The 14,355-nt window shown below is 35.2% G+C and carries 8 protein-coding genes; 5 read left to right on the top strand and 3 right to left on the bottom strand.

Translation table 11 applies throughout. From position 1 onward, the window contains the following. Positions 1 to 61: 61 nt before the first annotated feature. The 3 genes from EOD40_RS01890 to EOD40_RS01880 are packed head-to-tail and all read right to left on the bottom strand — an operon-like array spanning position 62 to position 2,739. Positions 62 to 751, bottom strand: coding sequence for a LytR/AlgR family response regulator transcription factor (locus EOD40_RS01890; protein WP_128193201.1), 690 nt, complete (start codon positions 749 to 751; stop codon positions 62 to 64). Beyond that, on the bottom strand, positions 745 to 1,806 hold the full coding sequence (locus EOD40_RS01885; protein WP_128193200.1) for a sensor histidine kinase: 1,062 nt from the start codon (positions 1,804 to 1,806) through the stop codon (positions 745 to 747). Before EOD40_RS01885 ends, EOD40_RS01890 begins: the two co-directional genes overlap by 7 nt. A gap of 48 nt (positions 1,807 to 1,854) precedes the next feature. After that, on the bottom strand, positions 1,855 to 2,739 hold the full coding sequence (locus EOD40_RS01880; RefSeq protein ID WP_128193199.1) for a helix-turn-helix domain-containing protein: 885 nt from the start codon (positions 2,737 to 2,739) through the stop codon (positions 1,855 to 1,857). A 250-nt stretch (positions 2,740 to 2,989) separates the two neighbouring features. On the opposite strand from EOD40_RS01880, the gene EOD40_RS01875 reads away from it, so the two are divergent. The 5 genes from EOD40_RS01875 to EOD40_RS01855 are packed head-to-tail and all read left to right on the top strand — an operon-like array spanning position 2,990 to position 14,311. Next, positions 2,990 to 4,633, top strand: coding sequence for an alpha-L-fucosidase (locus tag EOD40_RS01875; RefSeq protein WP_128193198.1), 1,644 nt, complete (start codon positions 2,990 to 2,992; stop codon positions 4,631 to 4,633). Positions 4,634 to 4,643: 10 nt separating this feature from the next. Further along, positions 4,644 to 7,268, top strand: coding sequence for a glycoside hydrolase family 31 protein (locus EOD40_RS01870; protein WP_128193197.1), 2,625 nt, complete (start codon positions 4,644 to 4,646; stop codon positions 7,266 to 7,268). A 4-nt stretch (positions 7,269 to 7,272) separates the two neighbouring features. Continuing rightward, positions 7,273 to 9,201: a glycoside hydrolase family 97 protein gene (locus EOD40_RS01865; protein ID WP_128193196.1), complete on the top strand. Its 1,929-nt coding sequence runs from the start codon at positions 7,273 to 7,275 to the stop codon at positions 9,199 to 9,201. Positions 9,202 to 9,251: 50 nt separating this feature from the next. Continuing rightward, the gene (locus tag EOD40_RS01860; RefSeq protein WP_128193195.1) at positions 9,252 to 11,702 is read left to right on the top strand and encodes a glycoside hydrolase family 95 protein; all 2,451 of its coding nucleotides are present in this window, start codon (positions 9,252 to 9,254) and stop codon (positions 11,700 to 11,702) included. A 23-nt stretch (positions 11,703 to 11,725) separates the two neighbouring features. After that, positions 11,726 to 14,311, top strand: a complete 2,586-nt coding sequence (locus EOD40_RS01855) for a glycoside hydrolase family 2 protein (protein ID WP_128193194.1) — start codon at positions 11,726 to 11,728, stop codon at positions 14,309 to 14,311. Positions 14,312 to 14,355: the final 44 nt, after the last annotated feature.

Genomic DNA, 14,355 nt, shown 5'->3' with positions numbered 1-14,355 from the left:
GGGGTGGTTTTAAGCGGTAGAAAGATAAAAAATGGGTTTAAATTTGTTTTCGATAAAAAAATTATTCTTTGTTGAGCAAAGCAAAAAAAGCAGTTTCATAACTGGCACTTACCGGAATTTCTTCATCGTTGATGTAAATGATTTTGTTGCGGACTTTGTCAATTTTGGAAATAGGTACAATAAAAGAGCGATGTACCCTGATAAATTCCGTTTGAGGCAGTTTTTCTAAAAGTGCTTTTAATGTCATTCGGGCAACGACTGTTTTTTGATTCTGAATGTGGATTTTTAGGTAATCATCCAATCCTTCGATAAATAAAATATCCGAGAATAGGATTTTTATCAGACTGTAATCGGCGCGGATAAAAAGGTATTGTTGTTCAGGATCCTGGTTTTGCAATTTCCATTGAGAATAAGCTTTTTCTACGGCCTGTTGGAATCTTGAAAAAGTAAAAGGTTTTAAAATATAATCGGTGGCGCTTAATGTAAAACCTTCAACAGCATATTCTGAATAGGCGGTGGTGAAAATGACCATCGTTTTGTGAGGTAATTTTTTATAAAAATCAATCCCCGAAATCGATGGCATATTGATGTCCAGAAACAATAAGTCGACGGGATATTTTCTCAAATATTTAAAAGCGTCGTCTGATTTGGTGAACCTTTTTTCTAATTCAACCACATCCATCTGATTGCAAAAACTTTGCAAAACCTCTAATGCCAATGGTTCGTCATCTAATGCAATTGCTTTTAACATCCTACTTTAATTTTTAGTGTAACACTGTACGTTTCCGGTTTGTCATTAATTATTAAATCATGAGTGTCGGGATACAAATGGTTCAGTCTTTCTATGGTGTTTTGTAATCCAATACCATTTTCGGACGAATTGGGTTTTACTTTATTATTGGAAACAAATAAGCTCAAAATTTTTTCTCCAATGTTAATATGAATCTTGATTTCCGAATTTTGATTAGGGTTAACACCGTGTTTAAAGGCATTTTCAATAAAAGAAATCAGAATTAATGGCGTGATGCATTTTCCGTATTGGTTTCCTTCCACTTTGTAGTCAGTTAATACGGTGTTGCCTAAACGGGTTTTTTGAAGTTCAACAAAATTATTGATGTAATTGATTTCCTTGTCTAAGGAAATCACGTCATCATTAGCATTGGTGATGATGTAACGCATTAATTCAGACAATTGTACTACCGCATCGGCTGTTTTGTCTGATTTTTTTATCGCCAAAGCATAAATGCTGTTTAAGGTGTTAAACAAAAAATGGGGATTGATTTGGGCTTTCAGGAAAGACAATTCCGATTGCATTTTTTCTTTTTCAACTTTTCGCAAACGATTATTGATGGCAAATAGTAAACTGGAAATCACGCCAATCAAATAGACTAAAACAGTATGGCTGTATTGGGTAGGAGGGCCGCCGCCTCTTTTGTCAAAATGGGGCGGAAAAGAATGTGGCATTTTGTTGTGAAATGGCATTCTTTTTCCAAAATCCAAAAAATTGCGTTCGGGATTATCAAAATGAGTCGAAATCCAAAGAAAGAATAACAGAAACACAATGATAATTCCAAAATAAGAAACCATTTTATTCGAAAAATAGAATCGGGGAATTAAACAATAATAATTAAAGTAGAAGAAAAGCAGTAAAAGAAAATAGATTAAGAAATAGATTCTGTCGTGACCATTATATGATAAATTTGGTAAATTAAAAATACTTCCTGTTGATGTAAAAGCATAAGGCAGCAGCATAAAAGTGATGCATACTAAGATGTGCCAGGCATAAAAGGAAATGTTTTTTTTCATTAGAACAGAATTAACTAACTCAAATTTAAACTTCTTGTTATAAAAAGGCTAATTATTGAGGTAAAAATCATTTTTGTTGCGGTATTCGCCCGGAGTTAGACTTACTATTTGCTTGAATATTTTTGAAAAATGCGGTAAATTAGAAAAACCGGTATCTAAAGCAATTTCTAAAAAACTCTTGTTTGTTGTTGCAATAAGGTATTGTGCCCTTTCTATTTTTTTTTCGTGAATATAGTTCAAAGGTCTTTGTCCGGTATGGATAAGGAATTGTTTCGAAAAATAATCCTGATTTTGATTTACTCTTTGCGCTAATTCAGCAACGCTGAGGTTTTTGTCTAAATGAAGTTGTATGTAACTCATAGTATCCAGAATTTTTGAAGGCATGCTTTGGGATGTATTTTGCCTGAAATTCTTGGTGTTTAAAAATCTGGAAATTAGTAGCAATAGAATTCCCTGGTTTTCAAATTTTAGATGTGGTTTTAGTTCGCTGTTATGAGATTGATATTCTTTGTAATAGGCTTCTTTTTCATAAACTTTTGGATTGTTAGATCTGTTAATACCTCTTCCTGGATTGTTTTGAAGCATTTGTTTTATAAGAGAAATGTCAGTTTCAGTAGCGGGCAATTTCATAACATTTCTATTATGATTAAACAGCGAAATTCCATCAGGAGATTCCTCGAAAAACTGAATAAAAAACTGACTTAAATATTCTTCGCAATTCAAATTACAAATAGTAAAACTCGGAATAAGGTATAAGAAACCCGATTCCAGAATTAATTTATCGGAATTGTTCGAAATAGTGCCTATTCCCTCGTCGATGTAATATAATCGATAATACGGACTAATTACATTGTTGAAATTCCATTTTTGGTCAAGTTTCACATAATCAATATGTAACAAGGAAAAAGAATATTTGAAAGTACTTTTGGACATAATAATCTTAAAAAGATGAAAAAATCGTTTTTGAGTAATAAAAAATCGTTTTTGTATAAAAAATATCTAATACGACTAAGCTACATTTGTTTTTATTTATTAAAAAATTGAGGTTAAAAAAACTAATAATCAAATTTATATAATAAATGCATAATATATAAGGATATTTTGCACTCATTCTAATGCAGAAATGAAATTTTATAAAAGTATACCAAAACGGAAATATATAAAACTATCAAAATTATAAAAGATGGAAAGAAGAAATGCATTAAAATTAGGTTTGTCGGCTCTGGCCGGAATTTACTTATCTCCATTATTAGGACAATCTCATATATTAAATTCCCCTGCTTTTAAAGGGCCGTTTGAACCAACCTGGGATTCGCTGGCGAAATACCAGGTGCCCGATTGGTTTCGCGATGCTAAATTTGGAATGTGGGCACATTGGGGACCTCAATGTGAACCTGAAGCTGGAGATTGGTACGGGCGAGGAATGTATGAAGAAGGTTCAAGGCAGTACAAATATCATGTTGAAAAATATGGACATCCGTCAAAATTTGGATTCAAAGATGTAATTAATGTCTGGAAAGCCGATAAATGGAATCCGGAAGAATTGGTGAATTTGTATAAGGATTCCGGAGCCAAATATTTTATGGCAATGGCTAATCATCACGATAATTTGGATTTGTACGATAGTAAGTTTCAGCCTGAATGGAATTCGACTAAAATAGGTCCTAAAAAAGATATTATTGGCGGTTGGGAAAAAGCAGCCCGTAAAGCAGGCTTGCCTTTTGCGGTGAGTGTCCATGCGGCTCATGCCTGGAATTGGTTTGATACTTCTCAGGGTGCTGATAAAAACGGTCCGCTGGCAGGAGTTCCTTATGATGGAAAACTAACTAAAGCTGATGGAAAAGGAACCTGGTGGGAAGGTTTAGACCCTCAGGATTTGTATGCACAAAATCATCCATTAAGTGCAAAACCTTCAGGTAATTCATCGGTGCACAGCCAGTGGGATTGGGGTGATGGTGCTTCAGTACCAACTTCAGCCTATTCGGAAAAATTTCATGACAGAACGGTTGATTTGATTGATAAGTATAATCCAGATATGATTTATTTTGATGATACGGCATTTCCATTATGGCCTGTGAGCGATGCCGGTTTGCGAATTGCGGCGCATATGTATAATAAAAGTTTGCAGAAAAATAAAACCGTTCAGACAGTTATTACAGGTAAAATTTTAACTGAACAGCAGCGTAAAACCATGGTTTGGGATATTGAAAAAGGACAAAGTAACAACATCGAACCTTTGCCTTGGCAAACCGATACCTGTATTGGAAATTGGCATTATGATAGAGGCGTTTACAATAACAAACGATACAAATCGGCTAAAACGGTTATCCATACGTTGATAGATGTGGTGAGTAAAAACGGAAATTTGATGCTTAATATTCCGGTGCGAGGCGATGGAAGTATCGATGAGTTAGAACGTGCTATTGTTGAAGAAATTGGCGTTTGGATGAAACTAAACAGTAAAAGTATTTATGGAACCCGTCCTTGGAAAATATTTGGCGAAGGCCCACAACAACAAAGTACTGCAGCTTTAACTGCTCAGGGTTTTAATGAAGGAAAAGGTAAACCGTACACATCAGAAGATATTCGTTTTGCTCAAAAAGATAAAAAACTATATGCTACTGTAATGGCCTGGCCGGAAAACGGCACAGCAATTATTAAAAGTTTAGGGAAATCAAATCTGCATCATACAGAGAAAATTAGACAAATAAAATTGGTAAGTACAGGAGAAAAATTGAAGTTTAAACAGACTGAACAAGGTCTTGAAGTATATTTCCCTGCTCAAAAACCCGAAGCTTCTTTTGCGAATGCGCTGGAAATTGTTTAAAAATGAAAAAATGAAGAAAAAAACAATTCTATTTGTCTTACTTATTCCAATGTTTTGTATTGGACAAGTGGTTAAGAGCTACAAAAAACATAATGATAAAGTAGTTTTAACTCTAGATAAAGGAGAACTTTATTTGAGTCCTTTAACCGAAAATACCGTAAGAGTTCAGTATGCTTTGGAAATTAAAAGTCAAATTCCCGAATTAGTTTTTACTTCAAAAGTTAAGCTGCCTGACTTTAAGGTTTCCGAATCGAAATCGCTTATTGAAATTACTACATCAAAAATGACTGTGGTGGTGGATAAAAAAAGTGGCGTATTATCTTATCGGAATGCTCAGGGAAAGGTGTTTTTAAGCGAAAAACCAGATAGCCGCATTTTTAAACAAAGTTCAGTACAAGGAGAACCGTGCTATATTGCGGAACAAGGTTTTACTACTCAGCCTGATGAATATATTTATGGTACAGGTCAGTTTCAGGACGGACATTTGGATATTAAAGGATTGCCCAGAAGATTAACTCAGGTAAATACACAAATTGCTATTCCATTTATTATGTCAAGCAAAGGCTATGGTTTGTTATGGCACAATTACGGACTTACCGATTTTAATCCTGCTGATTCTATTGTGAATTTAAAGCCAGCAGGTACAAGTGGAGAAGCTATTACTGTTGCTGTTACCACTACTAACGGAACACAAAAGGAAACGCGCCAGGATGGTGTCTTTACCGGAAATTTCACGGTTAAAGACAATGGTGAGTATGCTATTTTGCTGGATGTAGGGCAAAAAATGGCCAGAAAATGGCAACTTACAATTGACGGTAAAGAGGTTATTAGTTTTAAAAATCATTGGCTTCCGCCTACAACGAGCACATTGGTTAAATTAACAGCAGGTAAACACGACATTGTGGTTACAGGAGAAAAAAACGATCTTCCTGTAGTGTATTATCGCAAAGTTACCAATGAAACAGTCTTTAGATCTCCTGTTGCTAATAAGCTGGATTATGTAGTTTTTGCCGGAAATTCAGATGAGGTTATTTCAAGTTATCGCGATTTGACAGGACAGGCTCCGCTTATGCCTGTGTGGTCGTTGGGTTATATCCATTGTCGTGAGCGTTTTATGACTCAAGATGATTTGCTTGAGAATGCCAGAGCATTCAGAACGAAAAAACTACCAATGGATTTAATTGTTCAGGATTGGCAATATTGGGGGAAATATGGTTGGAATTCGATGAAATTCGATGAAGAGCTGTTTCCAGATCCTGCTGCAATGGTAAAAGAATTACATCAAATGAATATGAGACTGATGCTTTCCGTTTGGTCCAAAATTGATAAAGAAAGTGTGCTTGGTAAAGAATTTGGCAACAAAAAATACTATATCCCAAATACCGAATGGGTTGATTTTTTTAATCCTGAAGCAGCAAATTATTATTGGAAGAATTTCAGCGAAAAGCTCTTAAAGCCTTATGAAATTGATGCCTGGTGGCAGGATGCTACGGAACCGGAAAATGATGATTTAGTTGGCAGAAAAATAAATAATGGAGCAATTCCCGGAGAGCAAATGCGAAATGTTTATCCGTTGTATGTAACAAAAACGGTATATGAAGGTTTAAGAAAAGACGATCCAGACAAAAGAGTTTTTATTCTTACAAGAAGCGGGTTTTCAGGACAACAGCGTTACGCATCAGCCGTTTGGACCGGGGATATAGGCAATGATTGGGAAACTTTGCGTAGACAACTTACGGCGGGATTGAATTATTCCATAACAGGATTACCCTGGTGGACTTTTGATGCAGGAGGTTTTTTCCGTCCTGGGAAAAGTCAATATACAGATTCTAAATTTCACGAACGTTTTTTAAGATGGTTTCAGTTGGCTACATTTTCTCCTCTTCAAAGAGTACACGGATATCAAACGGATACTGAATTCTGGAGATTCGGTGAAAAAGTGGAAGCTGAATCTTTAAAATACTTAAACTTTCGTTATCGTCTGCTTCCCTATATTTATTCACAAGGAGCGGACATAACTTTTAAAAACGGAACATTGATGCGCCCACTGATAATGGATTTTGCAAATGATACAAAAGCACTGCAGCAAAAATACGAGTACATGTTTGGGTCTGCTTTTCTTGTTGCTCCTGTTGTTTCAGAAGCTGTGGAGAATTGGGAGGTTTACTTGCCGGAAAATCAATCAGGATGGTTTAATTTTTGGACAGGGAAACATTATAATGGCGGACAAACTGTAAAAACAGCTGCATCTCTTTCAACCATTCCTTTATATATAAAATCGGGTTCAATCATTCCGATGGGAGAAAAAATGCAGTACACAAATGAAAAGCCTGCTGAAAATCTTGAAATTAGAGTCTATACAGGCGCTAATGGGAAGTTTGAGCTTTATGAGGATGAAGGAACGAATTACAACTATGAAAAAGGAGCTTTTTCGGTGATACCTTTTGAATGGAACGAACAAAAACAAACGCTGACAATTGGAAAACGAAAAGGCAAAAGTTTTAATGGATTAATTGAAAACCGTGTGTTTAATATTGTTTGGGTTGACGAATCAAACGGTATTGGTATCGAAAACGGAGAAACAAATATTTCGGTAAAATACAATGGAAATAGTATTGCTATTCAAAAAAAATAAAAATATGATAAGATCAATAAAATACATTTATTTAATATTCTGTCTTATTTCAACTGCGTTTACAATAAATGCTCAGGAAATTGTATCACCAAATAAGAAAATTAAGGTGATTATTGCTTCGAAAAAAACATCGGATAATAACTCTTTTGGAAAAGTATATTTCAAGATTTTATATAAAAACAAAGCGGAATATATCGAAGTAGTACCCAATTCTCCAATGGGAATTACCAGAGATGATCAGCAGTTTACGGATAATCTAAAATTAGTTGGTGAATCGAAAGAGAAAACCGTAAATGAAAAATATGAAATGATTTCCGGTAAGCGAAAACTGTGTACAAATTTAGGTAATGAGAAGGTTCTTCAATATGTAAATTCAAATAACAAACCTTTAAATATTGTTTTTAGAGTTTATAATGATGGAGTAGCATTTCGCTATGAATTCACCGATAAAACAAATTCATTAGTAAATATCATTGATGAAACAACAACTTATGTTTTTCCATCGGCTACTAATCGTTGGTTACAAGAGTATATTGATTCTTATGAAGGTTTTTTTCCTTTTTCTAATACTGGAAAGAGCAATAATAAGCAAGAATGGGGATTTCCGGCATTATTTAAAGTAAATAATAATCCAATTTGGGTGTTGATTTCTGAAGCCAATATTACAGAGAATAATTGTGCTGCTAAACTAAGTAATCTTAAAAATCCAAATGAGTACAAAGTGACTTATCCTTCGCCAAGAGATAATTTTAAGCAAACGGGAGTTAAAACCACTTTGCCTTGGAATTCACAATGGCATACGCTAATTATTGGTCAGTTGTCAGATGTAGTAGAATCTACTTTGATTACTGATGTTAGTGAACCAAATAAATTAAAAGCAACGAGTTGGATTAAACCAGGGGCAGTGTCCTGGAATTATTGGGCTAATAATCACGGTTCCAAAGATTATAAAAAGATCGCAGAATATACTGATTTAGCTGTAGAAATGAAATGGCCTTATACTTTGATTGATTGGGAATGGGACGTAATGAGTAACGGCGGAAATTTAGTTGATGCTGTAAATTATGCAAAAAGTAAAGGAATTAAAACTTTGATGTGGTACAATTCAGGAACATCCTGGCTTGAGCCAACTCCCAATGACCGTATGTTAACAGCTGAAAAAAGAAACAAAGAACTAGCTTGGCTTAAAGAAATAGGAGTATATGGTATTAAAGTTGATTTTTTTAATGGAGATCAACAAGATATGATGAAATATTATGTTGATATTTTGAAAGATGCTGCAAAATATCAAATAATGGTGAATTTCCACGGAGCAACTGCTCCGCGAGGATGGGTTAGAACCTATCCAAACTTGATGACAACTGAAGCAGTTTATGGAGCCGAATGGTATAATAATAAACCAACACTTACCAATAAGGCTGCTGCACATAATGCTACGTTACCTTTTACCCGCAACGTAATTGGTTCTATGGATTATACTCCGGTAACTTTCTCAGATTCTCAACATCCTCATATTACATCGTATGCGCATGAGTTAGCATTATCAGTTGTTTTCGAATCAGGCTTTCAGCATTTTGCCGATAGACCGGAAGGGTATAAAAGTTTGCCTGTAGAGCCTAAAGAATTTCTAAAAAATGTTCCTGTAAGTTGGGATAATACCAAATTCGTTGATGGTTATCCCGGAGAGAAAGTTATTATAGCCAGAAAAAAAGGAAATCAGTGGTATTTAGGCGGACTGAATGGTAAAGATCAATCGCAAATTTTAAAAGTGAACTTTGATTTTCTTGATAAGGGTAATTATAAATTAAAGATTATTAAGGATGGTGTAAATGATAAATCATTTGCAGTCGAAGTTAAAAATGTAACAAAAGGAGCTGTTTTAAATGTGGAATGTCTTCCAAGAGGCGGATTTGTAGCTGTTCTGGAAAAATAAATGGAGAAGAATTAGAAATCTAAAGTGGTTAAATTTAATAAGTATTGCAAATGAAAATTGGACTTAATGTATTGTTTTTTTTAACTGTTTCGACAATAAGTGTCGCACAGCAAAATCTTAAACTTTGGTATGATAAACCTGCAACAAAGTGGGTAGAGGCTTTACCAATAGGAAATGGGCAGATAGGGGCAATGGTTTTTGGTGGAGTGGAAAGTGAATTAATTCAGTTGAATGAAGGGTCGTTATGGTCAGGTGGTCCGCAGAAGAAAAATGTGAATCCTGATGCTTACAAAAGTTTACAGCCAATTAGAGAGGCTTTGCAAAATGAGGATTATCAGCTTGCAACAGATTTATGCAAAAAAATGCAGGGCTATTATAGCGAAAGTTTTCTACCATTAGGCGATTTGAAAATTAAGCAAAATTTTAATGGCATTAAACCGACACGATATTACAGGGATTTAAGTTTAAATAATGCAACTACAACCACTCGTTTTAAGATAAATGGAGTTGAATATATACGTGAAATGTTTATTTCAGCTCCTAATAATGTGATGGTCATAAAATTTACAGCTTCAAAACCTAAATCGCTTACATTTGATATTCATTTAAGTAGTGCTTTAGCTAAAACAGTATTTCCTAAAGGAAATAATCAATTGGTTATGAACGGAAAAGCACCAAGTCGTGTTGATCCAAGTTATTACAACCCTAAAGGTCGTGAACCTATTTTATGGGCAGATACAAGCGGTTGTAATGGAATGCGTTTTCAGTCTAATGTAAAAACATTACTAAAAGACGGTGTTGTAAAAGCAGATAAAATTGGTCTCCATATTTCTAAAGCCACAGAAGTTGTTCTTTATCTGACTGCTGTTACCAGTTTTAATGGTTTTGATAAATGTCCGGATTCTCAGGGGAAAGATGAAAAAGCCATTGCGTCAAATTTATTACTCAGTGCTGAAAAACTTCCGTATGCTAAGTTAAAAGAGAAACATTTTGTTGATTATCAAAATTACTTTAACAGAGTAAGTTATGATTTGTCGAATAATTTAACGGATAAAAATCAATTGTTGCTGCCTACAAATGAACGTATAAAAGCTTATTCTAAAGGAGCTGTAGATCCTCAATTAGAAGGCTTGTTTTATCAGTATGGGCGTTATTTATTAATAGCTTCTTCCCGTGCAGGAGGACGTCCCGCAAATTTACAGGGTATTTGGAATAAAGAAATGCGTCCGCCCTGGAGTTCTAATTTCACAATTAATATCAATACACAAATGAATTATTGGTTAGCTGAACAAACTAACCTCTCCGAAATGCATTTGCCATTATTAGATTGGATTAAGGATTTATCTAAAACAGGAAGTGTTACCGCAGATGAATATTATAAAGCAAGAGGCTGGGTAGCGCATCATAATTCGGATATATGGGGATTGAGTAATGCAGTAGGTGATGTGGGAGATGGATCGCCTACATGGGCCAATTGGTATATGGGAGGAACCTGGCTTTGTCAACACCTTTGGGAGCATTATAGTTTTACCGGAGACAAAGAGTATTTAAGGACTAAAGCTTATCCTGTTATGAAAGAAGCTGCTTTGTTTTGCTTTGATTGGCTGATTGAAAAGGACGGTTATTTAGTAACGGCGCCATCAACATCTCCTGAAAATGAGTTTAAAATTAATGGAAAAAATTATGCCGTTACGACAGCCGCTACTATGGATATATCAATCTGTTGGGATTTGTTTACAAATTTGATAGAAGCTACTAAGATTCTTAATATAGATGACCAGTTTCGTAAAGAACTCATTGACAAGCGTGCTAAGTTGTTTCCGTTAAGAATAGGAAGTAAGGGGCAATTGTTAGAATGGTCTAAAGAATATGAAGAATCAACTCCACATCAAAGACATGCTTCTCATATGTTTGGTTTACATCCGGGAAATCAAATATCAGCTCTAAACACACCTGATTTTGCAGCAGCATGTAAAAAATCACTAGAACTCAGAGGAGACGAAGGGACGGGTTGGAGTAAAGCATGGAAAATTAATTTTTGGGCGAGATTACGAGATGGAAATCATGCTTATAAAATGATAAGGGATATTTTAAATTATACTGAAATAACAGGTGGAGGAAGTATAGGAGGAGTTTATCCAAATTTATTTGATGCTCATCCGCCATTCCAAATTGATGGTAATTTCGGCGCGACATCAGGTATGACAGAAATGGTATTGCAGAGTCAGGAATCATATTCAGATGACGAACAACCCAATAAAGATTTTTATGTGATTGATATATTGCCAGCTTTGCCGGATACCTGGGTTAATGGTGCTGTAAAAGGATTGAGAGCCCGCGGAGGATTTGAGGTAAGCATGGTTTGGGCTAATAAGAAAATAGAACAGATTGCTATAAAAAGTGTGGGAGGAACAGCCGCTAAAATTCGTTATAATGGAAAAGTATTGGATTTAAAAATGTCCAATAATCAAACTCAAACTTTTACATTGACTGATTTTTAATAAAAAATAACACCACTACATTTATGAAATTAATACACAAAATTCTTCTTTTGATTTTTTTGTTCTATTTTCAAAATAATACAGAAGCACAGACAATTAGAAAAGATATTAACATCAATAGAGAGTGGAAATTTAAATTAGGGGATTATTCCGGTGCGGAAGTTACTGATTTTGACGATTCAAATTGGGAAAATATTGGAATTCCCCATTCGTTCAGTATGCCCTATTATCAATCGGCTCAATTTTACAAAGGTTACGGTTGGTACCGAAAGTATATTGATGTGCCAGCTGAATGGATGGGTAAAAGAGTTAGTTTAGATTTTGAAGGGGCATATCGTACAGCAGAAATTTTTGTTAACGGAATATTGGTTGGCAAGCATAATTCTGGTTATACAGGTTTTGAAATTGATGTCACAAAAGCGATTAAGACAGGTCGCAATCTTGTAGCGGTGCGTTTAAATAATTTGTGGGATTCCCGTGTGGCTCCTAGAGCAGGTGAGCATGTTTTTAGTGGAGGGATTTACAGGGATGTAAAATTAGTCGTTACTGATCCTTTACATGTGGCCTGGTATGGTACTTTTGTAACTACACCTAATGTTTCTGCGAAAGAGGCTACAGTAAATGTAAAAACAGAGGTTGTTAATGATAAAAAAACTGCTGTTTCTGCTACAGTAATACATTCAGTTATTGACAATAAAGGAGTCGTGGTAGCAAAGTTTTCATCTGCTAAAAGCATTGCTGCGGGTAAAACAGTACTTTTTGATCAAACCAGCGCTGTTATTAAAAACCCCAAATTATGGAGTCCTAAAACTCCAAATTTATATACCGTAAAAACAATCATCAAAACAAATGGTAAGCAGGTTGACGATTTTATATCGCCATTAGGATTTCGCAGTATTAAATTCACTGCAGATCAAGGTTTTTTTCTAAATGGAGAACATTATTATTTTAAAGGAGCAAATGTCCATCAAGACCGATCTGGCTGGGGGGATGCCGTTACAAACTATGCTTTTTTAAGAGATATTAAAATGATGAAAGAAGCCGGTTTTGACTTTATTAGAGGATCTCATTACCCACATGATCCAGCTTTCGTTGATGCTTGTGATAAAGAAGGAATGTTGTTTTGGTCTGAAGTTCCTTTTTGGGGGTCTGGAGGAACTCGTGAGGAAGGAGATTATGAGGGAAGTAATGCATATCCAACAAATCCTGAAGATTGGGAAGCATTTGATGAAAGTGTTTTAGAGCAAATGACAGATATGATTCGCATTCATCGTAATCACCCATCAGTTATCGTATGGAGTACTAGTAATGAACCTTTCTTTACAACGAAAGAAACTTTAGAATCAACAAGAAAGTTGTTGAAGAAAGAGGTTGATTTAGGGCATCAGTTGGATCCTACTCGTTCAGTAGCTATAGGAGGTTGTCAACGTGGTGAGATGGATACTATTGGAGATGTTGCTGGTTATAATGGTGATGGAGCTCGTCTTTTTATCAACCCGGGTGTTGCCAGTGTTGTGAGCGAATACGGTTCAACCGAGGCTTTTAGACCCGGTAAATATATACCAGGTTGGGGAGATTTACCACTTGGAGAAAATCAGGATAAAAGTAAAAAATACCCATGGCATTATGAGTGGAGAAGTGGAGAAGCAATTTGGTGTGGTTTTGATCACGGTAGTGTAGCTGGAAAGCGATTTGGCTCCATGGGAATTGTTGATTATGCCCGAATACCTAAAAGATCATTTTATTGGTATCGCAATGAGTACAATAATATTCAGGCTCCACCTGAAAGAACAGAAGGAGTTCCGGCATCAATTCAACTTACGGTTGATAAAAATGAAATAAGTAACGACGGAACCGATGATGCTCATATTTTGATTAGTATTATCGATAATGTGGGTAAGGAATTAAGTAATTCACCTATGGTAAAATTAATCATTGAATCGGGACCGGGAGAGTTTCCTACTGGAAGGACAATTACTTTTGATTCTAAGTCAGATATAGAAATTACAGACGGATTAGCTGCTACTGAATTTCGTTCTTATTTTGGTGGAGAGACCGTAATTCGTGCAACTTCTCAGGGGTTAAAGGATACGGTTGTAAAAATTATTACTAAAGGCTTACCACAATTTGTAGAGGGGAAAACTCCGGTGTTAATAAGCAGACCTTATGTCCCATTTACTGCTAATAATTCAAAAAATAGCATTAGTAGTTTTGGGTTGAACAATCCAACAAGAGCAAGTAATGAAATGGTTGGACATTCTTCCGGATTGGTTGGAGACGGAAATTCGGATACTTTTTGGCAGGCGGAAAATAATAAATCCGGTAACTGGTGGCAGGTAGATTTAGAACGAAATGTGAAAATGGAACAAATCAAATTGACCTTTCCGAAAGAAACGAAGTTGGGTTATAAAATTGAGACATTAAATGCGGATAATCAGTGGATAACGATTGTTGATCTATCCAATGCCTCTTCTACCAGTAAAATTAGAATAGAAAAATTAACTAAACCTGTTTCAGGACGTTTTATAAGGTTAACATTTACTAACATACCCGAAGGAGAATCTGCTAAATTATCAGAATTAGAAGTTTTAGGTTCTATTCAGGAATAGTGAATTTTCGAAAGAAATAGTTTTACTAATTTATTAAAAGTACT

It is taken from the genome of Flavobacterium sufflavum (genome assembly GCF_004016525.1).
GTDB lineage: Bacteria > Bacteroidota > Bacteroidia > Flavobacteriales > Flavobacteriaceae > Flavobacterium > Flavobacterium sufflavum.
This window is presented reverse-complemented; position numbering and strand designations above follow the sequence as displayed.